The following is a 24,443-nucleotide window of genomic DNA, read 5'->3' as shown; positions in this document are numbered from 1 at the left end:
AATTTGTGAGCTCAGTGCTGCTCATGCGTTCCATCAGCTCTGCGTGGGTTGCACCTCCGATGTCCCTTGCAAGGGTGAAGGAGAAGCGGAGTCTGGCGTTTTCGTCAAGTTTTTTTTGGCAATATCCAATGACGTCTGGTTTAGCCCAGAGATCTCCTTGATGCGATTATTGAGCGGTATCAGGATAGAGAGCCCAAAGCCTGCGACTCCCTGAATATCACCGTCAGTAAATACCCGTTCTTTGGTCTCACGCATGACCAGTGATTGCACAACCTGCCCTGCCAGGATCAGAGACTGATCTTGTTCACCATTGGCATCCGTTGCAAGTTTTTCCGTTTGCAAGCTTCCATTCGCAGGCAATTCGATAATGCCGAGCTGTCCATCAAGCTCAGGCACTCCAGGAAGAGAACCGGCATAATCTTCATAGTTCAATTTGCGCTGGAATAAGAGCGCTCGTGCTTCTGCTGCGTTCATATGTCTTGTCATCCTTTTGTCTATAGAAGTTGTCTCTGCTTTGTTTAAGCAGCAAAGAATTCATCGGTAACTTGGAACGTCAAATCTTCTGTCACTGCGCTTTTGACATCTGCTTTGAGGCCAGCATCACTTGCATACACATAGCCCTCGTAGCGATTGCCTGTCGGCAATACAAAAGAGCAAATCAACAGATCTCGATTTGTCAGATGCAGGCTCAGCGCTGTATTGATCCAAAATGTTCCAACCTTGAATGTGCCGCTGAGCAAGCCCGGCAAGTAGCTTTCTGTGCCTGTTGAGTTGAACGGTGTAACGTCAATCATGACAATCTTGCCCGAAAAATCGACCGAATTGGCCTGGACCAGTGTAGCGTAGATATAGTAGTTGCCGCTGGCCAGGCGCACCTGAAGTGTTGGGCTTTGCGCGACGGCAAACACGACACGCGCACCGACGCGATAGAGCGTGAACCCGGTCGTGATCGTTGTCCAGGTCGTTCCATCTGGTGATGTTTGTACAACCACCGCAACGGCTTTATCCAGATAGCGCTTGGCCTGGTTCGTGATTGTGTAGGTAATATGAGTCCCAGAGTCAGAACACGCCTCATTGGTAAATGCTACTGAAGGCGGACTGGTAAGTAGAACGGAACTGTTATAACCAGCTATTGCCATTGAAACACCTCTAAACGATGGTCACGCCACCATCCAGCTGGATAGTAAAATCAGCGCTCGCCGCACTCTTTGGATCAGATTTGATGTCATAATCAGCAATCCATCCAGAAAAGGAATAAGTATTTGTCCCACCATTTGGGCTGACAATCAACGATACCTTCGTCCGTGCAAAAAAAGCTGTTTCCAGCGCGGCTTTACCAGTATCTGTTTTATTCCAAAAACCAGTGAGTTTGAACTGCATGCCGAGCAAGCCTGGTATGTACTGCTCAGTGCCAGGTGTTGTCGGGCTAAGCGACGTCACATCAATCATTGCCATCTTAAAGGGCAGATCAGTTGAGCTGACGTCATGGATGACCGTGCTTGGAGCGATAGACACGGACGCTCCGTATCCTGGTATTGCCATCGTTTTCTCCTCCCTTGCAAGGGTTAATGTGCAAGGACTGTTTCGTAGTAAGGTCTGACCATAAGTCTGATTTGATGCATCCTGTACCACTGGCCGTTGCGCATCACGTAGCCATATTTGCCGTTTTTATCGAGATAGACGCCCTGGACACCCGGCGTGTTGTTTAGGTTCAGTGAGCTATGAAATAGCTGTGTGACCAGATCGCGCAATTGTGTGATGAGCTCTTCAGCTGCCTGGGCATTGGTGTAGTCAACGATACTTGTGAGCATGAATGCCTGATCATCCTGCACCAGCACCGTTTCGCCAACGGCATTCATGCTCACACGTTCCGTCTCATCATCGACTGCGGTGATCTCTGCCAGTGGCAAGACGTCCGTTACATCCTTCAGCGCGCCAATACTGACTGTTTTGTAGGCAGCTGTGCTGTTCAGTTGCAGAGCCTGCATCATCGTCTGTATAGCCTGCTCTATTGCGGGTGTGTTCGGTGCTGTAGCATCGGACATCTAGGCACCTCCTAATGTGCGATTAACCGCATTCTCAATGAGTATCAAGATCTGCTGCTCGTTGTCATCCATGGCACTGCTCAAAAAGAATGCCCCAGGATCGTGATAGATACGCCCGAGACTATCTGGGCCATCAAAGCCGTCCTCACGCCGACGAGCATACGGCAAATCAGAACCACCGATGATCTCATAGGGCGACTCTGACATGCGACGCATCGAACCCTCAAGCCTGCCTGACGGATTTTTCCAGTGCATATTTGCCCGAGACGCAGCAATGATAATGTCAGATCCTTGCTCCATTGCCTGTTGGACTTCAGGCTGAAGCAACGTTGGAATCCCCGCAAAACGTGCAATTTCGCTAAGCGAGGCCGGCGAAAAACTGGCTTCGAGTGTGCTCATGATCCCACCACCTGTTCTACTGCGGTTTTGATCATTGACTGGTCAGAGACGTCAGGCCGTCCAAAGACGCGATACTGTTCATTGGTGACGGTGTCCTGCAAGATGTCGCCACGGTTAATACTTAGCGTGCCAACCCCTGCAAGGGTGTGCATCCAATAAGAGTCATACGGGGCAGCTCCACCCATATCGGCTGCCACCTTCCACGCCATCTGCTGTTTGCGCATCGGGATATTGCTGGCCAACACAGTGATGCCGCGCTTTTGATTGACGATAATGTCCTGACTCATCAGTATGCCTCCACGCTGTAAGACTGGAGTTTCTGCTTGACGGCTTTGATAAGTAATGACTCGCCAACTGTGTCGTGCGCTGATGTGACCTGAATTCGCTTGTCACCTAGCACTAACATGTTTGCGCCAGTTGGATTTTGTCGCCGGGCAAGAATTTCTGAGGTCAACATCACTGTTGAGTCAGAGACATCGCCTGGCATCTGATCAGGCGTGTAGCCTGCTGTATAGGCAATATTCAAAAACAGTTCAGCAGATCGTGACGGAGCCATCGCGAAAAGCGACTGACCTGAGCCTGATCCACTACCAGCACTTACCAGCCATGGCACAGTTACTACCTGTTTTGCGCCGTCCAGCACAATCTGTGACGCGTCATAGCTGACAGGATTGCTGTTGTTTGACTCAATAATGATGCCGGTGTCCGTGATAATTGGAAAATGCCGTGGCCTGAAGACCAGGTTTTGTCGATTGTTGATCGAGCCGCGCATACTCGGCAATTTCAATATCTCACCTGTGTATGCCTGCTGAAAGAGTGATTGCTGGCAGATGTTTTCAACCCAACTGCTTGCTACAACAATTGCATCAGCGAGACTTCCCAGGACACCGTCAGTGCAAAAAGTTGTGTATTGCCCATGGGCGTATTGCGTTGGTTGTAGCAAGGGAATGCTCGATGCCCCTATAGCGACATTAGAAGCCACTTGCGCGACTTCGCTCATAGCTCCATCGAAGATGGTGATCTGGTCAAACTGATTGAGCGCCACCGTTGTTGCAGGACCAACAGGGAGACTTGTTACCCCTGCAAGGGTGGCACTGGTCGTTTTCCCAATATTCCCAATGAGCGAGGCTGTTTCCAGCCCCGTCACTGCTCTTCGATAAGCATATGCATCAATATAGGTATTCATCGGCATTCCCTTGCTCAGCTAACGGGTGCTGATACCAGTTAAGAGTGCCCAACCACCTAAGTACTGGTTGATCAGGGTCTCATTCAGGTATGCCGCATACGCCCACTGAGTCATATGTGACTGATCTGGGGCATACTCAACCGCCCACATCTCACGGTTTACCCCGATGCGGAACGGAGGCTTATCGATTGAACTGACCGGGAAGGGGATCGAGAACGAACCCATCATGATCGTGCCCTGGCCCAGGTATGGAAGCATGATCACGTCCATCAATCGGCCTGTGGTCTGATTGATGTATTTCGTGACACGCTGGCCACCAATCAAGTTACCCATGCCAGAATCGTTGGTTTGGGTCACACGGAAATTGGTGCCATTAGCCACCAGATTGCTGAGTTTCTTGTGGTCTTTAATACCACAAAACATGTACTCTGGATCAGCATGTGCAGAGAGTGCCATGTTCTCCAATAAGGTATCTACATCTGTGAGTGCCAGTGCGCCATTGGCCGCGGCAGGTTGTGCAATCAGCGGGGTCTGGCCAGCGATACCAAGCGCTCCACCAGCGCCAAATGAGTTATAGATGAGTGCCTGTGCGCCATCAAACGTCAAAGGCAGGTTTAGGGTATTTGTGTCGGTTGATTTAACGACGATAGCGGTGTTACCAGTCACCGTTGAGAGTGCTGTCCCAGAGGTCGCCCAGGCAGCGGTAGCTGTCACGGTGAAGTAGCCCTGCTTGATAATGCTCGTTGGCTGGTTTAGAGCCGATGCACCACCAAACTGCGCCGCCGCGCCTTGCAGCCACATGGCACTATCAGCTGGTTGTGTCGCGCCGGTTCCCACGTAGACGTTGTACTTGGTCGCACTTGGCACTGTGTAAATGTCGAAGGTGACGGTCGAGGTCGATCCGGTTGTGACGATGGAAGGAGCAACGGACTGAATAGCCTGTGTCTCACCATTGGCATTAACCGCTGTGACTTTGATCCAGTTGGTTGCGGCAGTAATTGTCCCACCAGATGTTGCGGTTGCTGCATTCGAGACTGGCACAGGAGGCCACAGCTTTTGACCAGAGTTAATCAGCCAAAATTCTTCCTCTTGCATCAAAGCAGGGATTAGTTTGGCCGCGACGGTGGCACGCACATCGCCCTGAAACATTTTGCCGTACAGTTCGCTTTCGAACGAAACGGTGTCACGATAGGCCAGCATCTTGGCAACATTGGACATGTTACCGAACTGGTAGGAGAGTGCCGAAGGAGTACCAAACTGCTGCACGGCCGCACCTGCAACTGTTGGACCAGTGCCGCCAAAGTAGTCAAGCACCGTACGCCAGTTCACGGTATCAATACCAGGCATGGAGTCGCGTGGCGTCATATTCCGTAGCGGTGTCATCTGCGGTATGACAAATTTTGCCGCGGGCTCCAGATAGTAGCCAGTGAAGTTGGCGTTGTTGCCATTAAATGTTCCATCGCGGTTGATCTCACCAGACTGAATGGCATTGATTGTGTCGCTGTTCAGATTAACCAGACCTCTGAACGCGTTTTCCTGTACACGCTCGACGATCTCATCAGAAAGTGCGCCACCCTGCTGGTATGCCTGACCACCACTGCGAGCGGCGGCAAAGCGCTCAGCTTGTGCAGCCAGGACATTGCCATCAGGAATAAACCCTTCCTCGATGACACCTTTCACCTCACCACCGGTATTGCCAATGCTCTTCTGAGCCCCTGTTGGCAACTTGGATGTATCAATTGACATGTGTCTTTATCCTATTCTGCCACGCGTGGGCACTACTGCGAGTGCGGCGGCGGCAACTTGTTTATCAATCGTATCGAGTGCGCCAGTCTGTTGCAGTCGTTCTAGCACTGCTAGCGTGTGCTCTTGCTGCGAGTAGTTGGCGCTGGTTGAAGACATGAGCGTTTTATCGACAGGACGCGCACCGTTGAGGATAGGACCACCAGGGGCAGGCATGGCTGCAATCCGTTCCACCTGACCTCTTACCGCCTCCAATGAGGCGCGTACTTCGTCAAGGCTAGAAGATGGTAAGGCAACACGCTCTAAAGCCGCTTCGATCGCATCCAGTTTGGCGAGACGTTCCATGATCGGCGTCAATCGCTCTACAAGGGGAGAGAAATCTATATCTGAAGTAGGCAGACTGGAGAGTCTAGCCAGGAATAATTGTTGTCGTTGGTACACAGGAGCCATCAGGCGCTCCAGGCGTTCTGCCATCAGTTGCTCGGCATCCCCATCAGGATCACCAGAGGCACCAGAGGCACCCACACCTGGCAGGTCAATATCGCCATCATTGTCGGGATCAATAGCCGCTGCCATCTGCTGACAATCTGCACAGTCGCAGAGTGCCATCAGTTGCTGAGCGCTCTGGATAGCCCCATCGCGTGCAGTGTGGAGGCTGCTTTGCGTATCAGAACTCAGGCGAGCACCGGCACGATCAAGAGGCAATGATGACGTATCGAGAGGCACCTGCTGCTCTTCTTTCTCAGGCTCCGGCTCGGTCACATCAACCACATCAGTAATGCCATCAGCTCGGCAAATAGAGAGACCATGTCCGTCAGGATTTGAGGCATTGTCAACATAGGAGAGTTCCGTCAAATCGTAGTTGACGAGGTAGGGATAGCTTTTACCACCACGCTCGATCTTGCTCCATGTTGGATTGTTTGCACCAACGCTATAGCCGGAAAGAATGCCTTCCTGAATTTTCATCCAGGTATCGCGTGCGCCTTTGCTGACACGACTTCGCACAACAACTTGCTTGGCTGCGTCATCGAAGAAAACCCCGATGCCCTTACCAACGGCTTTGCGGTCATGCATTTCTCGCACATTGGCGGTGCGATCAATCCACTTTTGGAATGCGCGTTTACTCGCCTCGTAGGAAAAAACGGTCCCATAACTGTCAACCGCCTCAGAGGTCGCAACGCCTTCCACTTCCCACTTATCGGTATCAATACGTGTAATAGGCGCATAAAGCATGGCGTGCTCTGGCATCTGTGTTCGCTCCTCGCTCGGCTTCTCTTCTTCTTGCCAGGCTTCAGGGAGTTTCAATCCTTTTCGCTTGGCAATCTCGATAGCTTTGCGTTTCACAGAGGCAGGATCATCAGCATGACCAATAAGCTTGGCTGCGGCTTCCAAATGTTCTTGTGTATCGATGGGAAATGAGTTGTGAGGACCGGCAAAATCATCTCCAGGAATGGCATCGCGTTCTTTTACGCTGATAGAACGCTGTATGCCTAAATCCTCAGCGTGCTTTGGATAGATGTCTATTTTGATTTCTTCTGGCATACTGCCACTCCTTGAAAATGGACATAAAAAAAGAGCCAGCATCTTTCGATGTGGCTCTATGGCTCTTTCTTCTATAGTCGAGATTATAACATATAGCTATAGCATAACGCAATATTATGGTGTTGTGGCATCAGAGCACAGAAGCGATTGACGATCTAACTCGTCCCATGCAGTGTTTAAAGTCATTCGAGAAAAGCGGTGCTCTTTACGACAAAGCTTACACCAGAGATATAAGGCGTCGTGGTCAATACGAGCAAGCATAAGCGGGTGCCCATTCGACTTATTGGATTCATTGCAATCGATAGATGTTTTTGTTGCGATAATCATATATACCCCTGCAAGGGTTACTCACGATCAACGATAGAAACAGCCTCGCTATAGCTGACACCGCGCTCCATATACCACCCGATCAGATAGTCTCGTGCATAGCGCAGAAGCCATTTCAGTAGTTTCTGGAGCATGCTTCTTACCCCTCAAGCTGAATACCGAGCAAATTACACAACTGGCCTACCGTTAATCGCTTTTCCTCATGCCTGGCAGCTCTGGACATACACAGAGCGGCCATTGCGTATTCGCCACGTTCAAGATATCTTTTTGCATTCAAAGTAGATTCGTTTATGTTTCGAGCATATTCATCTCTGAGACTGCGCAAAGTCGCTCGGATCGCATCTTTACTCAACGTCTCAAACTCTTGCTCACCCCCCTGCAAGGGTTGTGTGCTATGCTCGCTCTTCACGGATAGGCGGTCTGATGATTGGATAAGGCACATCTGCCCATGTCCTGAAGGACACAATACCGCGTCAGGTCCTGGCACTTCAGCAGTTGGGTTTAAAGCCTTCGCAAATGAGTTTGCTGCATTTCTGAATGCCTCTGATAAAGACAGATCTTGCCAGTATCCACAGATTCCACAGAGATAAAGAAGCATGTAAATCCTCCTATGCTATCGTTAAATTGCATCGACATCGATTATGAAAAGGTGGGCATGCATCGCCCGATGGGAATGTTGATCCCAGCGGAATAGCGCCTGCCGCCTCATTATCACGGCAGCGCTGGCATACCTTGCCATCACCTTCACTCACACTCTGAATTTCTGGTATCCCGGCACTTTGAAGCGTGTCATATACTGCGGACTCAACAGCGGTTGTTATCTCGTCTCCTGCTACCAGCTCTGGCATGCTCTCAATCAGATCATTCATCGTCACATCAATAATGTCTGTCTGGCCCAACTGCTCATTCTCTTCTGACTGTTCTGACTCTGAAGACTGCTCTTTGACCAGAGCATTATTGATCATTTCACGTGCATGATCGATGATCCCCGCGACGATCTCGCCCGCCCTTGCAAGGAAGCCTCCAGGACTCCTCAAGGAGATAGCGCGTTCCGTTGGAAGCATCGCCTGTCCATGGATAGTGCCAATCTCGTAAGCCTCCTGTAAAAGCTCAGCAATTGCGTCTATCAGCTCATTCCGTGCCTGTTGTGAGAAGGTGATATAGGGATGACTCTCTGAGCGTGTCCCACCCTTTAGAAACGCTTCTACGCGGTTGGCAAAGCGGTTCTCCAGAGCAACTTGCTTGGTTGTTGGTGGCCGCCACTTTGGACGGCCTCGACGAAAAAACTTTCATCCCCTTCTTGCACCGCCTTGAACACAGTTCTTACGTCGTCTTCTGTGGAACACCTTTCAAGCGCAGTTCTGATACGAGCTCGTTCCTCAGAAGCGATAAGATCACTTTCAAAGGCACGTACACGTCTTCCTGATTTGATGTCACGCAGTGCACAAGTACGCCATCGCTTGAGCTCAGCTGAGAGAGCACGGTTTTGGGTACGATCGTCCCTGCTGCTACTGATCGTATCTGGAGTAATTAATCCATTCGTTTCCTCTTTCTGATTCCCAATCGGGAAGAAATAGCGATCATCCCCAATCGCCAGACACAAGGTATCAAAGCTCAATGGCAGTGCCAACACACCATCAATTGGCATTGGATCACTGTCTGGAATATAGGCCAGCGTGATGTGAGGCGTGTAGTCAAAATCATTGGCAATCTGATAGCGTGCCGACTCCAACACATTCACCAGTCGCCGACGCCATTCCTGGAGGCCTGGCGCATTTACAAGCGCGATAACGGGTGATTGTCCGTCACTCGACGGTGACGAGGTAAAACGAGCAAGTCCTCCTACTTTCCCTTGCAGGGGTTCTGCACTACTTGCGAACGCAGATAATATTGTGGTCATCGTATCAAGCGTCTCTGCTGGATTAAGCTTGCCAGCCGGGGCTGGATCGTTCATATCACCCAGAAAGGCAAGCGTACAATGCATATCTATTGGATCTTCACCACCAGGGATAGCCAACTGCTCAGCGGTATCAGTATCGAGCATAAAGGCAAGCATCATGCCTGTATGATGCTGCAAGATCTCAGGGCGATCACTTTCTGCGCGTTCTAGTGGTTGCTTGCTAGTATCCTTAGTCGGAGATGACTTTTTCTTTTTGTCAGTGTGCTCATCTCCAGTCCGCCCGTTATCTGCTTCCTCTTCCCCTGGATTTTGAGTAGCAATCTGAAAGCCGGCCATCTGTGCCTCTTCCTGAGCCTTGCGCATGGGAGAGTCTTCTGCAAAGTTGGCAAGGAGAATGGGACCGCTCTTGGTGATGAAGAGCGGTCCTGTCTGTGGGATCTCAGGGAGTTTAAGAATACGTGCAGCATCAGCAGGAGAAATTATGGCATTCTGGATAAGAGACGCATACGCATTGGCCTGTGTCTCCAAATCCTCCACCTCTTCAAAGCCACCGATAGTCACGATAAAGCGATCATCACCAAAGTCATCACGCATGACCCAGGTAAGCAACATCGCATACATACTGGTGAGCGGATAGATAGTGCGACGCCCCAGCATATTCTGCTGGCCATCATCACTGCTCTTATGAATATCCCCAGTAAAGCTCAAATCAGCCATGCTCACACCATATGCAGCTGTGGCAATATTTAAAATGAATTGATCAAAGTCGCTCAGGAGCTGGTATTGCTCCAATGGCGTATATTTCATACCTGGTTGTGTGAACCTGACACGGACCTGCTGCTGTGCTGATCCGGCAATAAGTGCATTCCACATTTGCTCAAAGGTATCAATCTGATCAGGCGTCCAATTGCTGGCCTCAGGTGTTTCCATGATCGCAAATGGCACATTTCCCTCTGTGAAATGTGCGAGGTCTTTCTTTTCTTTGCGCAGTGCCTGGTTGACGCGCAACAGGATACGTTCAACCCGGCTCTTACCATAAGGGGAATTGGCGCGTGGAGATTCCCGAAAATAGATCATATCCTGTATCGAGTACGTTTCACCAGGAATGCCCCAGGGAAACTGTTGATAACCAACAACGACCCCACGATCATCCAAAAGCGGTTTCATCGTGTCACCCTGCACAATCTGCAAGCCAAGAAGACGCCCAGCACGGTCGCGCTGCTTATAGATATAGAGTGCATCAATCTGCAATTGCTCGGTCACTGCCATGCGCATCCAGCTATGGAAGTCGTTAAGTCCGTCCGGTTTCTCGAAAAGGCGCTGGTAAGCCGCAATCTCTTTTTGATAGGATTGTTCGCTGGCTCCCGTGGCAACTAACTCAGGACTGAGCTGTATTTTTAACTGCAAGCGTGGAATGAGGTCTAGCCAGACCTTTTCACAGAGCATGATCCCCTCGTAGAGCTCAGCTAAACTGCGCAGCTGCTGAAAGGACGGCAGATCAGCATTATTGAGCGTGCGATCTACACCAAACGTGTTATACGCAATTGGAAACTGCCATTGACGTGGCAATCCTTTCGGATTGGCTCCAGGCTGTGTTTCAAGCGGCTGACCAGGAGAGAATAGCGCGTCCGTCTTGCCTACTTGCTTCAAGCTTTGTTGAGCAATAGCCGCCTGCATAATCTGGTTGGGAATCGTGATACCGCCTGCCCGTTGCAATGCTTGGCGGCGTTTTGCTCGTCTGCTCATCGCTTCTTCCGTTTCCCTTCTGCCTTTGTGTTCTGAGGCACTGGCTTACCTTCTATGACGACCTGCCAGATAGCATCATCGTCCAGGTCGTGCAAATCCCACTGAGACGCAATGGCGATGACATTCTGCTGACCAGCTCCGGCTGTTGTTCTACACAGCATTTCGTCACGATACGTGAGATCTAATCCTGGCCAGGGAGTAAAGATAGTCGCGGTGGTCATATTATTGCGGACTGCACCTGCTAATACAGCCTTTTTTTCTTCGTCTGTCATACTCTTGCTCCTTGCAATTGTTGTAGTTTTGCGACTCGTTGGCGCATCGCATCGAGATGATATTCAGCGTTACGTGGTCCATTGCTCACTTCGTCTGCCGCCATAGAGATAACATCAACCTGATCATCATGAGACGCCTTGGGAAATGTCAGAAGCTCAGGAATAAGCGCCGTTAAATAGGAGGCATTCTTACAAAAGAATAGCTTTCCATTCTCCATCCATACTGATGCAATTGAGGCCCTTGCTACTTTATCAGCTCGCCCTGGGCTGTACTCCCTGCAAGGGATACCTTCGGAAAGTGCCTGCTGTATCAATGCAAGTTGATACCCAACTTTTTCAATCTTGAAGTAAGCATAGGGGTATTGCTGATGAAACAGGCGGAGCTGCTTTAACTGCTCAGGATTGCCGATACGAATACGCAAAAGATCCTGCAAGATCAAATCACGCTCGGGAGTAACAGCCCAAATAGCGAAGACGGTATAGTCGGCTGTTTCTTTGCTACTAATAGCCAGATCAAGTGTCGCAAATTCCCAGCATGTTGACTTCAAAACGGAACGCGTGCCCGTTGAGGTTTCTAGAAGATAAGCTTCTGGCGTTTCTGAAAAATAACGCAGCCACTCTTGACGGAATTGGCCACCACCCGCGGGAACTGGACTTTGTTGATATTGAGCGGCATAGTTCATACTTCCCAGTCCCTGTTTTAGCTCATCAAGCACTTCTTTCGGAAACTTCTCAGGCCATAGCAACTCGCCTTCATAAGTACGTGGATCAGTCCAACCAATAGATGTAACACTCTTTCGCGCTGACTCGAATTCTTCAGGCAGGCATAAATGTTCCCATCCACCAAGCTCCAAAATATGTCCAATGAGATCATCTGCGCCCAGGCGCTGGCCAACAACGATCATTGGCCCGTTTTTTCGATCGTTGAGGCGCGACATCCAGGTCTTGCCAAACCATTCTCTTGTCGCTGCAAGATCAGCCTGACCGGCCATTGCATTATTAGGATCGTCAATAAGCAAGTGCGTTCCACGCTTGCCAGTCCCTGAGCCGCCCACGGAAACTGCAACCATATGCCCCTTCTTATTGTTCTGGTAGAAGCTCTTCATGTTCTGATCTTTGGCCAAGGAAAAGATATAAGAGTATCGAGCTTGAAACCACTCAGACTCGATAAGGCGGCGACGGATACCATTGTCGCGAATAGCTAGATCCATCGCATGAGAAGCGCAGAGCCACCTGGAGTATGGATCGTTAAGCCAACACCAGACTGGAAATAATTGAGAGATGATTGTTGATTTAGCGTGCCCTGGCCCAATGCCAATCACTAAACGCGTGATATCTCGGGTGAAGAGTGCCTGAAGATGAAGACAAAGCGCGTCAATATGCCAGTTCCACGCAAGGGGCGTGTCTGGCTCTAATTCAGACCAGGCAAGCTTCACAAACAGCGTAAAATCTCGTCTGGCCCGCTCTGCCTCAAGCATATTGACGTAAGGGCGAGGGCTGGTGACCAAATGATACCTCTAAAGTCTCAATAAAAACAGCATTGATACTTTATTGGCATCAAGTATAGCATGTTGCTATAACCCCTTGCAAGGGTGACACCGGGGCGTAAGAAAAAGGGTAGCTCCTTGCGTCTATAGAGATAGAGTTATTTGAAAGGATACAAAGGCATGGAAACAACGTGCAAACAAGGAAAGCTTATTATTTCTGATCGATCCGTCCAGGTAGTAGCACCGTTTAACAAAGTGGTATGGAATGTGATGCGCAGTGCGATCATTGGCGTTTCTGTACAACGCGGAGTATTGTTGAACACAATAGTATTCCAAACAGCCGCTGGCCAGTTCAAAGTGGAGTCGATCGCAAAGGCCAAAACACAAGAGATTATGGATATGTTTAGTTAGATAAAAAAGACTCTGATGACACAATGACCATCAGAGTCTTTTGATTAGATTTCCTTCTTCCCACGCCTGGGAGATATAGGCAGTTGAAACACTGCCTCAATTTTGTACAGATTCTTTCTCCCATTTGTATCATCAATGGTGCCGGCAGGAAAATTGCCAGATTTCACCTGCTGCCTAAGCGCATTCGAGTCGTACGAGCGATTCACTCCAAACTCATCACGTGCCCGCCACATTAGGATCTTTGCTGCTTCATTGCCATCCACATATCCATCCACATATCCATTGACAGGCGCAATGCGCAACTCCTTCAGGACTCTTTGAATGTCCTTTTCTGTATATAAGACCATGTTTTTTGCCCTTCTTTCACACTATGTATACCCTATTTATACACGACAAATGAATATTTTGCAAGTGGTCAAAAATGGCTTGAATTGCTCCTATTTACCCTTGAATGTCGGGTCTATATCGTGTATAATAAGATCATTGAAGAGAACAAAAATGAAGGAGCAATCAATCATGGCAAGCAAGAAAAACACTCAGAAAAAGACCTGTTTTATCGTCACACGCTACTTTGTGAAGCGCAATAAATCTGTCTGCTGCATCGTTCGCAACGACCAGGGCAAAGAATACACAACCTGCGTGCACGCAAATGGTCGAACCTCCTGCACATGCACTGGCGGTTCAAATGGTATGAAATGCTATCACATCAAACATGTATTGAACGCTGAAGCGGATCGCCGCACAACACACGGCATTATGACCGATGCAGGCCTGGTTACTCCCCAGCAGATCGAGACATTGATTCAGGATGGTGAGCTTGGCCTCCTGGCATTGCTAAAAGCACCACATTTCAAGAAGGAGCAACAACCTGATATCAAGATCACTGACCTGGGTGAAAAGGGTTCTCTTCATGCACAAAAATCATTTCGTTGTCTATTGAATGTTTAGCTTGAAAGGGAACCACACATGAATAAGGAGCTTGAAGGTCTCACGTCCAGGAATGAAGAAGTGTTTTGCACGATAGATGAGCGCGAAGCTCGTGTCACGCTCAGTGGCCGCAAACTGTTTCATTTCATCTTCGATCCCGAGCAGGCATGGGAGGCCGAAACATTTTTTAGAATGCTCCTGTCCGTGAAAGATATCACCATTCACCGATAAAAACATAGAGAAAAGCAGATCAGCGTATTGTCGATCTGCTTTTTTTATAATGCTCAAATCTTATTGAAGAGAACTGGAGCACACTCCTAGTATACTACACGCTCTCTCTTCATGACGGCCGATCCTCCTGTGTTGGCTGTGCGCTGGCCTTCAGCTCTTCCAGGTATTTGAATGCGGCGTCGCTGGGATTATCCGCAAGAATGATATGGCGCAGGCGCGTCTGCACATCTGCGAGCTGGGCACGTAAGCGCTCCAGCTCCTGCTGCTCTGCTGTACTCATGCTCATTTACCACCGCCTGAATGATGCACGCATGGTGCCGCCAACGACTGGAAGCCACGACACAGACCACAGTAGTAAGATTGGTCATCATCCTGCTGCGCTCGTGCAATGCGTCGATCAAGATCTGCAATTCCAGCACTATTCAGCGTCAGGCGCAGCCCATTATCATCTTCCGAAAAAAATATATGGCTGGCTTCAAGTCCTTCGCGAACTATTTCAAACGATTCGGCGCTGAGCCCAGTACGACGAATGAGAATGTTTTTCATGATTATTTTCTTTCTGTCACATGCTATACTGTGACTGGCAGCTGGCCAGATTGAACCCCTACCAGCTACCACAAGAGAAGGTGGCTGAAATATGCCACTTTCGTGTTATGATCGAATACAACCATTTGACTTGAGATCGGCAGGCAGAGCATTGAAGTCCTTTTGTCCAGCGGCCAGACCCCGCTGATAGTCTGGATTATTTGTATCGACATCAGCGCCCTTATCGCCTTCCACCGGACAGCCAACGCGATACCCGGCCAGGAACAATTCCTTTTGCTCAGGCGTTGGCAACACTTCATCCTCTACACCCTGTGTTCTAAAAGTAAAAAATCTCATGTACTTATCCTTTCACATATCCCCAACCATGGCAGGTCTGACAAGTTTGCTTTGCTGTAAAATCGTCACGGCATGTAGGACAAACAGTAGCAGCATCATGACTTGCTTGTCCACGTTTTTCTTGAAGAAAATCCTTAATGTCGCATGTGCAATCACTCACTGACTGATGACACCAGAGACATGTTACAGGTGATTTTCCCGGCATGTTTTTCATGGTATTTTTTCCTTTCGATACTTCAAGCCAACTCTTGGCTTGTGCCTGGTGACCAACGTGCGACCACCAGAAACCAGACAAGACTACTACAAGCCACTACCTAAGTACACTTTCCATATATCACTTGCATTTGATTTCTTCACATGTATTCTGTGGCGGCTGGCGTCGTGAATAAAACCAAACAAAAAAGCATATCCTGTTACTGGATGAACATTGTGGACAGTCAATCCTTCGACAACTGTATCATTCAATTCCACTTGTTGGTTATCATCGCATCTGATGCTGCTGCTGATATTGCTGTGATAGCACATATAAAATCCCTTTCACTTACTGGCCCAGGCCAGCAGAATAATCAACATAATCAAAAAGACAATGGGCCCAATTTCAGTTTTCGGCTTCGGTGACTTTGGGAGCAATTGCCCACACGTCGGACACCTAGCAGGTGGTTTCGGTGCCGGCGCGAAGATCACTGACGCAATCAGACCGATCATAATAAGCCCTGAAATTGCTCCCATGTGTCTATATCCTCTCAAAAACTAATCTAATTCAACTGCGGATGCATTCCCGTTAAGCGTGCGGCGACGCTCAAACTGTGGTTGTCCTTGCCCTTGCAAGGGTTGTGGTTGGATCTGCTGCACTGGAGCGGCGTTTTGCCCACCCTGCTGAGCTTTTGCCCAGGCCACAAGAATAATGCGAGTCGCATCAGAGCGGGAAATTAATCCCTGCTCTTCCGCAAACTTGTCTAATGCTTTGAGTGGATCGGACTCTTTCGGTAGATCCACCAGCCAGTACGCCTTTCGATCATCTCTTGCCATTACGCCACCCACACATTCTGGATTTTATCTTCCAGTGTTAAAGCCAGGTCGGCATAACCTTGCAGGTTCGAATGCTCCGGATTGGCCGGGATCATCACGCGTGGTAGCAGGCCAGAAATGATGTCGTCCACGTAGTACGCGCCGCCACCTCCGACCGTGATTTGCGTGAAACGCTGGCCAACGCTCTCGCCCTCGACATTCCAGGTGCTGGAGGCGAAACTCACGATGCCTCTGGCCAGCTGATACCGTGCCTTATCGATGACACCCTCAACCTGTGACCAGGGCACCACACCACCAGGCATCGTGATGTTTTCACGCACATTGCCGGTCGCCCAGACCTTCATAATGTCGTGCAATTGCGGAATAGACATCACGCGACCGTAGCGCTTGAGGAGATCGCCCAGGGCATCGGTGATTAAGCCAACACCTAAGTCTTTGTTGCCGCCGCATTGTGATACGATGAGCTTCTGCCCATCAGCTGCTACCAGATCGGTAGTCCTTTCACCGATGTCTATAATTCCCTGCTCTCCCAACATCTTGCCGGCAGTGATGAGCACTCCCTGCCCTTCCATGGCCACGTACCCAATCGTGATGTACGCTTCACGTTCGCGACCGTTATAGCTATAGCGATAGTAGCCGCTGAGTGCATCTTTCATCTTCTGTCGATTTTCGCGATTGTAGAGTGTCACTGGCAGTGCGGTCACTAGCCGCAATGTGAACGATCGCTCTGGAATCAGTTTGGCGGCCAGGACCAACATCAGGGCGATAGAATGATCGCCCCAGTATCTGGCAGAATTGGCCAACTCGTAGGTGGCGTTCTTGCCCTCCTTAACCAGATCTTCCAGGAAGTAGTCATAACCGTTCAAGGTCAGCAAGGACTCGCCAGGACGTAAGACATCAGCAATCTTGGCATTGATATCGCCACGGTTCAGGAGCTTATCAGCGTTGCCAGACGCGATACAGGAGTCGATGGTCAGGATGTCTTTTGGCAGATGAGCGCCGGTGGCCGAGTAAATTTTGAGTCCTGCGAGACCCGATCCGGGATCAAAACCGCCATAATAAGTCGCTCCAACTGATGAAAAAGTGTTCATAATTCCTTCTTTCGTTGCGTACAATTTTGTACGTTCTTTTTATGTACTGGTACAGACTTTTTGTGTACTCGCCTTATCAGTCCGCACTTTTCAATAATTTCTCTGTATTTTGATGAACTTTTGCTGTACAGGTACGCGATTATTGCGTACCGAAATCGTTCGTCCGCACTTTTCCACATTTATTGTGTACAAGTACGCGCTTTTGTGAACTACTCTGATTGCGACTCCAGATAAGCAACTGACTGGCGATATAGGTCATATTTTCGGCCGGAAAGGCCCACTGATTTGGCAATATCTCGGTCTGAAAAATTGGCTTTTCTCATCCGTGAAATTGTTTCCAATTTTTCCGCGGAAACAGGAGGCATATCTTTTTCTGTGCTCAGATCATCAGCGTTTCCAAACATATCATCCATATCATCTGAAAGCGCTTCAGTAGGCGTTTCCCAGGGTGTTTCCGGAGCGTTTCCAATCCCTTGCAAGGGGCTTGTCCTGGAAACATCCAATGGCTCAGATTGACGTCGTGGTAAGTCCTCCATAACCGGTCGAATTGATGAGTCAACCACCTTCGAAAAGTACGGCTGTTGGACTGTACGAGGACCTTCCTGAAACCCAATCCCATAGACGTATGTTCTGCCAACTGGCCAGCGTTTCATATCTTCCATCGCCTCGCGATCATTCTGGAGTGCGATCTTTTTTTCGCTCTCCATGTTCAGCTGATGGACAATAATCATAAGCGCAACTTTGCGCAGCCATGCCAGTTCTGTCGCCTGCTGGCTGATAAAGATGCCACCCATTTGAAAATTGCGTGCTTCCTGGCCACAAATGCGAGCGATCGTTTTGAGCATCTTCGCTATTTCTTCTTCAAGTTCGTCGGCCGGGTCCATCAACGCATTGACTTCGTCGACGAGCAATGTGATCGGCTGCCAGGGTTGAGCGATCTGGCCAGACTTACGGCCACGAAACTCATTGAGGAACGCCGTCAACACACCAGACATCTCTTCCGGTGTGTGCGCCATTGGCATAAGGAAGCGTGACTCATACGCTTTGAGCCCATTCGTCAAGCTGTCAGGTTTGAAAAAGTGAGGATCAATTCCCAGAAAGCTATGACCAGCTGCTGCCCGCTCCTCGACGCGAACTGTTGTCGAACTTGTTTTGCCTGTGCCAGATCCGCCAACAATCCACAGGCATGCCCCAATTGCAGCCTCTCGTGTTTCCAGGCCAGCACGCCCCATACCCACAAGCACATGCCCGACCGGGACTTGTGAACGAACATCCTCGTAGCGGACCATCTTTGGCAGTGGCGCTGGCAATTGAGGAACATCACTCGACTCCTCGTCAATCTCTTCGAGAGACATGCGCTGCGCAGCACGAGCTGCGATCGTCTGAATACGCTTGACCGTGCCATCGCTGGCATATTCCATATTGACGTTGTGTCCTTTGCGCCGTGCTTCCTGCATCAGCAAAAGTGTCTCTTCCATCAGTTGCCTGGAGGTCTGCCGTGTTGAGGCCTCCTCTTCCAACATGTGAGCACGATGCTCCTCGATGGATGCCTGATGTTCTAAGCGCTTGAGCTCCAGACGCCTAACGTCCTTTTCATATGCGCGATCCTGCCAGACTTTGCGTATGCGCCAGATCACCCAGGTCAATCCAATGACGCCCAACACAACTGCAATGCCGATCGCCCAGGGAACCAACATCGAGCCATTCCGTGCAAGCCACATGTAGGCTTCGTACAGCAAAAAGCAGGCCAGAGCAAACGGGATCAGCACGAACAGAATGAAGTACGGACTGCCCCAGCTGCTGTGAGAAGTGCTACTCATCGTGTGACACCTCCAGCTCGCTTCGAAAGGGAGATGTGGAAGAGCGCATAATGCACATCATGCGCAGCGCTTTAAGCGCGATGAGCCAGACGCCGAGCGTCCAGACCACCATGCCGACGATCGCGAAAACAACACGGACCGCGGCATGAAGAAAGCTGAGAATGCCGAGAAGAACTGTGAGAAGTGCTGACAGCGCATCATAGCCTGCGTCGTGCAGGGTCGCGATGTGTTGCTGCATTGCAGCGTCAATTTCTTTGCGCTGCTGTTTTTGTTCAAATTGAGTCATCATGCCTAGCCTCATGTTATCTTATGTCACTAGGCTTGTGGAGCGGCTTCAGGTATCACATTGTGTATGTTATACTTTAAGCACGCTACGCAAGCGGTCAGATCGCTTGTTATATTCTGTTGAGAATAGTCTCCTGGGGAAGTGTTGGCGCACGGAACCAGGAGATGGCGCCTCGGGTTATTTTGTTTCCTGGATCTCTTTTTCCTGAAAAAAATCCCTCAGCAGGATATTGACCTGCTTATTTATCGTGTGCTCATTCCTCGCCGCATACGCACGAAGCTTTGAGTAAAGTTCAGGTGGGAGCATCACGCTTACTGGACAACGCTGACGCGTCTCTATCTCCTTTTCGTTGAGCATTAGCAATTCCTCTTTCTCAATACCAACGTCCATACAATGTATGATACTGTATGATCATGAACTTGTCAATACTTACACGCATAATCATGAAGTTTGACTATTGTTCATGAATTAGAGATTGTCGAGGACGCTTTTTGCACCGCGGCGAGCTTCGCTCTGATTGAGCGACTTCAGATACATCTCAGTGACCTTAACACTGCTATGCCGCAGGAGCTTCGACAATTTGTAAATGTCGCCGCCGTTTTTCATGAAGAGCTTCGCGAACGTGTGGCGCCAGGTATGCGGTGAGCATCTTACACCTTCGATGCCTGCCCACTCGCCAAGTCTCACCATCAGCTGCAAAAGACCGTTACGCGTCATCGGGTCGCCTGCGCGATTAACAAAGAAGACCGCTTTATTTCTCTCTACTTTTACGAGCTGGGCTAGCTGCTTCTCGCCCAGATTGTGGCAAGTGCTTTTAACCTCATGTTCAATGGTTGGCTCTCTGAACATGCGCAGGTATTTCTGCATGTAGCGCCTGGTCTGCTCACCCATACCAATCTCGCCCCACTTTTTCCCTTTTCCAAACACACGGATATGCGGATCATCTGTACTGAGATCCACATTGCCAATTGTCAGTGTGCAGAGCTCCGTCGCACGTATGCCAGTATCTAGCAGGAGCGCGACGATAGCGCGATCGCGCACTTGGAGATGCTCATAGCGCTCCTTATCGCATACCTTGAAGATGTCCGCAATTTGCTTCTCTGAAAATGTCTCAATGATGACATCTATGATTTCCGGCTTTTTGATGCGTGCGACAACTGAGGCCTTCACGTGTTCACCATACATATCATCGAGAAGACACCAATTGAGGAGACGCTTGATATCTTTGACATATTGCGCAAAGGTCGATGAGGAAAGCTCTTCCTGGCCAGACTTGCTGGGCTTGTGGGTCTCGGCCAGGTGCTGGAGGAAACAAAACACGACTTGGTCGTTGACCTTGTGAAGATAGATAGGATCATGATGATCACGCACTTTCACGGCCGACCAGGTGCTGTCTTTCTTATTCTGGCTCACCGAATGTGTCGCACACCACTTTGCGAATGTGCCAATTACATAGCGATACTCAGATTGCGTCTTTACAGATAACTTCCTAACTTCAGGATCTGCCAGGAAATCACTGAGCGCCTCCTGGACGCTTACTACATTTTCATCTTCCGCCCGTTTGTGAATCTTGCTATATGCCATAACACCCCCTTGCAAGGGTATGTAAGGCGCTGTGAGACAGAGCATAGTCTATAGATACGCTTGTTAGGCCAACCTTCCGACAGTACATCCTTCCAAGCAGGCTGTCGCGAGTTCGAATCTCGTCTCCCGCTTTTTTGTTTCTATCGTCCCCTTGCAGGCCGGTCGGAGGCCGCTTCACACGAAGCGACACGCGGCTGCGTCAGCAAGGGGACGATTATGTTATGGACATCCATCCGTGCAACAACAGCCTGCCGTATTTTGGGGAGACTCCCTGCCTCTCGCTGTGCGACAGCCTGCCAGAACCACTACCAACATCCTGTCTATCTGCCCGAAACAGCCTGCCGTCTCCTTGTATTTGTTTGCACCCAGAGTGCCGCTTTTCACTCTTCTGTGTGTTTTCGATGCCGATGATAGGATGTCCTCTATCGATAGAAAACCACATAGATGAAGATCTTTCAGATGCGGGTCACCTTTCGTGTAGTAGAATGGGCAACAATATGGAGAGCTCTCCTGGAAGCACGATTTTTCTCTCATGCTGACTCTTGGGAAATACTCTTGGAGAGAGAAAGCCTTGAAAGTGAAAAATCACGAGATCAGAAAAAAATCTAAAAATATTGTCGGATAGAATGATATTTCGATATACTCAAATAGCTGTCATTGCATGAGTAGGATTTCGTTTCTGCCTTGTTTTTATTCACGCGGTTCTGTCAGAACCGCGTGTAAACACTGATGGGCGTCGATGGTTTTCGCATGTGCAGGCCCGAGCACCTGCTCACAGATAGTAAGCACACGCTGGTACATCGCAACTGCTTCCGTGTGCTTGCCACAAGCATGTTGAAAGCCCGCAAATTCGTGCAAGAGGTCAGCTACTTCAAGATGTTTTGATCCCAATAGGCGTTCGCGGACACTTAGTCCTCTTGTGTAGAGCGCTTCAGCTTCTGTATATTTTCCTTGTTCCCTGTAAAGCCTGGCAAGCCCGCTCAGTGGGTAAGCAACCTCGGGATATTCCGGCCCTACCTGCTGTTCCCAGACGCTCAATGTTCTCGTATAAAGCGGCCTGACGTCTGTAAAGTTCCTTTGCACGCCGTAGACGTTTGCTAACCCATTGAGCGGATAGGCTACTTTAGGATATTCTAACTCCAATGTGCAGAGGCGAATTGCCCGCTGGAAGAGTGGCTCGGCTTGGGTGTATTTCCTCTGCCGAGTGTAGGCATGTGCTAATCCATTCAAGAACGTAGCAAGATCAGGATGTTCTGCGCCCAATTGTTGTTCGCGAATGGCTAGTGCTTTTTTATAAAGTGGCTCAGCTTCAGCGTATTTCCCCTGTCGGAAGTAGAAAATTGCCAGGTTGTACAAAGAAGTGGCCATCAGAGGATGTTCTAATCCTATCTGCTGCTCCCAAATATGGAATACTCGCCGATATAAATGCTCGGCTTCTGTATATTTCCCCTGGCGATGGAAAAGAATAGCCAGATTGTTTAAGGACGTCGCTACCAGAGGATGCTCCGTGCCCAGACCCTGCTCACGGATACGTAGCGCTCTCCGATTAAGTCGTTCTGCGGCCGCAAACTTTCCTTGATTTTCATAGAGGATCGCCAGATTGTTCAGGGAGTCGGCCACTTGAGGATGCTCCGCGCCTAACTGACGCTCGCGAATGTGCAACGCCCTCTCATAAAGCTGTTCTGCGGCCGCAAACTTCCCCTGTCCTCTAGAGAGATCGGCCAGATCATGCACAGAATCGGCTACCAGAGGGTGTTCAGCCCCTACTTGCTGTTCACGAATGTGCAATGCCCTCTCATAGAGAGGCTCGGCTTGCGCATACCTGTCTTGTCGGCGGTATAATTTTGCCAGACCGTGCAAAGATGCGGCAACATCGAGGTGCTCAACTCCTCCTTGTTCCTCTCTGATCTGGATGGCTTGCCGATACAATGGCTCGGCCAGGCGGTGGAATGCGCGTTCACATAGGTAGGTTGCTGTCCAGTGAAGGACCTTGGCGGCTTCAGGGAGCAGAAGATGATGCTGTTGGATTAACTGGCTACAGGCATAGGCCTGTTCCAGGTAGCGCAGGCATTGAGGCCAGGAGCTCACGTCGTGCTCTGGATCATGAGGAAAGATCGTGTATATAGCAAGAAATGCACGTATTGCCCATTGACGTTGTTCTTGCGGCGTCATCTGTTCCATCTGAATAACCTGCACCAGACGATGGATACTCAGAAAATGGCCTTCCGAGAACCGCGTCACGAGAGAAAAGGCCAGTAAGGTCTCCAGGAGTTGGTTGAAGGCGAAACGATCTACCACGGCCTGCTGCAAAGCAAGAGGCCAGTAGGCAGCTCCTTCTGTGAAGAGTTCTTCAGGAATATGATCTGGCGCGAGACAGGCGCAGAGACGCAACAAATCTGCGGCAGCCGGGTTGGCTTGTTCCACTTGTGTGAATGACAATGACCAGGTCGTTGCAACCGCTTCTGGATACGATGTGATCTGCATGCCACGGCGGGAGAGCAGGGCATAATGGCGTTTTTGATAGATCTGTAGATAGTCACGAATGTTACATTTTGTCTCGTCGATGTAGGCGCCAGCCTGATCGAGAGCAAGTGGGAATCGGGCGAGCGTCTCAACGATCGTGCGAGCCGCCTCGATCTCCTGAGGAGAACCTTCTACACAGCGCTGCGCCCGGCGATACAAGAAATATATAGCCTCCTGCTGTTCCATACTTTCCACTTCAAGAGAGGGAGCCAGCGAACCTGCTGCCTGCGCTCTCGTGGTAAGGAGGATACATCCATTGCCACGTCGAGGAAGATAGGGTTGCACGAGAGGCAGGGCATCAGCGTTATCAAAAACAAGCAACCACGGCTGCTCACACTGCTCGAGCCAGAGCAGAGCAGCAGTGACGAGCTTGCGCTGATCCGTCTCGCCCTGCGTCACTGTTTCAGGCAGAAGCGCTGCGAGTTCGACAAAGCTCTTCTGGATGGCTTCTTCGCTAGTGGCAACGACCCAGAGGGTATGAATATAATGCCCCTGTTCGAGACAGCGATATGCATACTCAATGGCAATCTGTGTCTTGCCAATGCCTCCCAGTCCCTTGATGACCTGTGTTTGTGTTAAGATCGCCTGGTGCGACAACGTTGGCTGATTTGCGGATGGCGGAGCGAATTGTTGGGCAAGCTGATCCAGTAGATATTCTCGCCCGGTAAAATAAGGATTGCGTGTATAAGGTACTGTCCAAAGAACCAGTTCTTTTTGTGACTTATTCTCTACATCATCTGCTTCCGCTTCCTCACTTGTGACAAGAGTGGAGGAGAGCGAGGCATCTTCTATCTCCACTTCTTGCATACTGTATCCAAAGAGCGCACTCAGTTTTATACGAAAGTAGGCGCTGGGTTGATGCCTCCCGCGCTCCCAGTGTTGAACTGTCGTAATTGCCACATTCAATTGCTCAGCCAGATCACTTTGTCGCCAGTTACGGTTGATGCGTTCACGCCGCAGTCGCTGATGCCAGGGTTCTTTTTGCATAACCTTTTTCCTTTATTTGCAACAG

At 49.8% G+C, this 24,443-nt stretch carries 27 protein-coding genes; 3 read left to right on the top strand and 24 right to left on the bottom strand.

Translation table 11 applies throughout. The features are described 5' to 3' along the window. Window positions 1-33: 33 nt before the first annotated feature. The 13 genes from AC27N8_RS16375 to terL form a co-directional block, all read right to left on the bottom strand. On the bottom strand, window positions 34-474 hold the full coding sequence (locus tag AC27N8_RS16375; RefSeq protein WP_487068461.1) for a hypothetical protein: 441 nt from the start codon (window positions 472-474) through the stop codon (window positions 34-36). Window positions 475-518: 44 nt separating this feature from the next. Next, a complete protein-coding gene (locus tag AC27N8_RS16370) occupies window positions 519-1,139 on the bottom strand; it encodes a hypothetical protein (protein ID WP_487068460.1) in 621 nt (206 codons plus the stop codon). Between the two features lie 10 nt (window positions 1,140-1,149). Next, window positions 1,150-1,542, bottom strand: coding sequence for a hypothetical protein (locus AC27N8_RS16365; protein WP_487068459.1), 393 nt, complete (start codon window positions 1,540-1,542; stop codon window positions 1,150-1,152). Window positions 1,543-1,565: 23 nt separating this feature from the next. After that, the gene (locus tag AC27N8_RS16360; RefSeq protein WP_487068458.1) at window positions 1,566-2,045 is read right to left on the bottom strand and encodes a hypothetical protein; all 480 of its coding nucleotides are present in this window, start codon (window positions 2,043-2,045) and stop codon (window positions 1,566-1,568) included. Then, entirely contained in the window at window positions 2,046-2,444 is a 399-nt protein-coding gene (locus tag AC27N8_RS16355) for a hypothetical protein (RefSeq protein ID WP_487068457.1), read from the bottom strand. Next, window positions 2,441-2,731 (bottom strand): hypothetical protein, encoded by a 291-nt coding sequence (locus AC27N8_RS16350; protein WP_487068456.1) that lies wholly within the window; start codon window positions 2,729-2,731, stop codon window positions 2,441-2,443. The genes AC27N8_RS16355 and AC27N8_RS16350 overlap by 4 nt, the downstream gene beginning before the upstream one ends. Then, window positions 2,731-3,630, bottom strand: a complete 900-nt coding sequence (locus tag AC27N8_RS16345) for a hypothetical protein (protein ID WP_487068455.1) — start codon at window positions 3,628-3,630, stop codon at window positions 2,731-2,733. The genes AC27N8_RS16350 and AC27N8_RS16345 overlap by 1 nt, the downstream gene beginning before the upstream one ends. Before the next feature lie 18 nt (window positions 3,631-3,648). Further along, window positions 3,649-5,376: a hypothetical protein gene (locus tag AC27N8_RS16340; RefSeq protein ID WP_487068454.1), complete on the bottom strand. Its 1,728-nt coding sequence runs from the start codon at window positions 5,374-5,376 to the stop codon at window positions 3,649-3,651. 6 nt (window positions 5,377-5,382) lie between these two features. Then, the gene (locus AC27N8_RS16335) at window positions 5,383-6,915 is read right to left on the bottom strand and encodes a hypothetical protein (protein ID WP_487068453.1); all 1,533 of its coding nucleotides are present in this window, start codon (window positions 6,913-6,915) and stop codon (window positions 5,383-5,385) included. A gap of 935 nt (window positions 6,916-7,850) precedes the next feature. Further along, window positions 7,851-8,306 carry a hypothetical protein gene (locus AC27N8_RS16330; RefSeq protein WP_487068452.1) on the bottom strand — a complete coding sequence of 152 codons (456 nt, stop codon included), beginning with the start codon at window positions 8,304-8,306 and terminating at the stop codon, window positions 7,851-7,853. A gap of 140 nt (window positions 8,307-8,446) precedes the next feature. Continuing rightward, window positions 8,447-10,888, bottom strand: coding sequence for a phage portal protein (locus AC27N8_RS16325; RefSeq protein WP_487068451.1), 2,442 nt, complete (start codon window positions 10,886-10,888; stop codon window positions 8,447-8,449). After that, the gene (locus AC27N8_RS16320) at window positions 10,885-11,160 is read right to left on the bottom strand and encodes a hypothetical protein (RefSeq protein WP_487068450.1); all 276 of its coding nucleotides are present in this window, start codon (window positions 11,158-11,160) and stop codon (window positions 10,885-10,887) included. Before AC27N8_RS16320 ends, AC27N8_RS16325 begins: the two co-directional genes overlap by 4 nt. After that, complete coding sequence (gene terL / locus AC27N8_RS16315) at window positions 11,157-12,668, bottom strand: phage terminase large subunit (RefSeq protein WP_487068449.1); 1,512 nt, start codon at window positions 12,666-12,668, stop codon at window positions 11,157-11,159. Before terL ends, AC27N8_RS16320 begins: the two co-directional genes overlap by 4 nt. A 159-nt stretch (window positions 12,669-12,827) precedes the next feature. On the opposite strand from terL, the gene AC27N8_RS16310 reads away from it, so the two are divergent. After that, window positions 12,828-13,058, top strand: a complete 231-nt coding sequence (locus AC27N8_RS16310) for a hypothetical protein (protein WP_487068448.1) — start codon at window positions 12,828-12,830, stop codon at window positions 13,056-13,058. Between the two features lie 44 nt (window positions 13,059-13,102). Here the strand turns inward: AC27N8_RS16310 and AC27N8_RS16305 are convergent, their stop codons facing one another. Next, window positions 13,103-13,405, bottom strand: a complete 303-nt coding sequence (locus AC27N8_RS16305) for a hypothetical protein (protein ID WP_487068447.1) — start codon at window positions 13,403-13,405, stop codon at window positions 13,103-13,105. A gap of 169 nt (window positions 13,406-13,574) precedes the next feature. Between AC27N8_RS16305 and AC27N8_RS16300 the strand changes: the two genes are divergently transcribed. Continuing rightward, entirely contained in the window at window positions 13,575-14,006 is a 432-nt protein-coding gene (locus tag AC27N8_RS16300; protein WP_487068446.1) for a hypothetical protein, read from the top strand. An 18-nt stretch (window positions 14,007-14,024) separates the two neighbouring features. Next, the gene (locus AC27N8_RS16295; protein WP_487068445.1) at window positions 14,025-14,216 is read left to right on the top strand and encodes a hypothetical protein; all 192 of its coding nucleotides are present in this window, start codon (window positions 14,025-14,027) and stop codon (window positions 14,214-14,216) included. Window positions 14,217-14,325: 109 nt separating this feature from the next. Here the strand turns inward: AC27N8_RS16295 and AC27N8_RS16290 are convergent, their stop codons facing one another. The 10 genes from AC27N8_RS16290 to fxsT form a co-directional block, all read right to left on the bottom strand. Further along, the gene (locus AC27N8_RS16290; protein WP_487068444.1) at window positions 14,326-14,496 is read right to left on the bottom strand and encodes a hypothetical protein; all 171 of its coding nucleotides are present in this window, start codon (window positions 14,494-14,496) and stop codon (window positions 14,326-14,328) included. Between the two features lie 2 nt (window positions 14,497-14,498). Beyond that, entirely contained in the window at window positions 14,499-14,762 is a 264-nt protein-coding gene (locus AC27N8_RS16285) for a hypothetical protein (RefSeq protein ID WP_487068443.1), read from the bottom strand. A gap of 105 nt (window positions 14,763-14,867) precedes the next feature. Next, a complete protein-coding gene (locus tag AC27N8_RS16280; protein WP_487068442.1) occupies window positions 14,868-15,098 on the bottom strand; it encodes a hypothetical protein in 231 nt (76 codons plus the stop codon). A gap of 750 nt (window positions 15,099-15,848) precedes the next feature. Beyond that, on the bottom strand, window positions 15,849-16,127 hold the full coding sequence (locus tag AC27N8_RS16275; protein WP_487068441.1) for a hypothetical protein: 279 nt from the start codon (window positions 16,125-16,127) through the stop codon (window positions 15,849-15,851). Then, complete coding sequence (locus tag AC27N8_RS16270) at window positions 16,127-17,218, bottom strand: ParM/StbA family protein (RefSeq protein WP_487068440.1); 1,092 nt, start codon at window positions 17,216-17,218, stop codon at window positions 16,127-16,129. The genes AC27N8_RS16275 and AC27N8_RS16270 overlap by 1 nt, the downstream gene beginning before the upstream one ends. 209 nt (window positions 17,219-17,427) lie before the next feature. Next, window positions 17,428-19,038, bottom strand: coding sequence for a hypothetical protein (locus AC27N8_RS16265; protein ID WP_487068439.1), 1,611 nt, complete (start codon window positions 19,036-19,038; stop codon window positions 17,428-17,430). Beyond that, window positions 19,031-19,327: a hypothetical protein gene (locus AC27N8_RS16260; protein ID WP_487068438.1), complete on the bottom strand. Its 297-nt coding sequence runs from the start codon at window positions 19,325-19,327 to the stop codon at window positions 19,031-19,033. Before AC27N8_RS16260 ends, AC27N8_RS16265 begins: the two co-directional genes overlap by 8 nt. Before the next feature lie 174 nt (window positions 19,328-19,501). Continuing rightward, window positions 19,502-19,681 carry a hypothetical protein gene (locus AC27N8_RS16255; RefSeq protein ID WP_487068437.1) on the bottom strand — a complete coding sequence of 60 codons (180 nt, stop codon included), beginning with the start codon at window positions 19,679-19,681 and terminating at the stop codon, window positions 19,502-19,504. Window positions 19,682-19,792: 111 nt separating this feature from the next. Next, window positions 19,793-20,908, bottom strand: a complete 1,116-nt coding sequence (locus tag AC27N8_RS16250) for a tyrosine-type recombinase/integrase (protein ID WP_487068436.1) — start codon at window positions 20,906-20,908, stop codon at window positions 19,793-19,795. 690 nt (window positions 20,909-21,598) lie between these two features. Continuing rightward, window positions 21,599-24,418, bottom strand: coding sequence for an FxSxx-COOH system tetratricopeptide repeat protein (gene fxsT, locus AC27N8_RS16245; protein ID WP_487068435.1), 2,820 nt, complete (start codon window positions 24,416-24,418; stop codon window positions 21,599-21,601). Window positions 24,419-24,443: the final 25 nt, after the last annotated feature.

It is taken from the genome of Dictyobacter sp. Z7_2, assembly GCF_057551105.1.
This window is presented reverse-complemented; position numbering and strand designations above follow the sequence as displayed.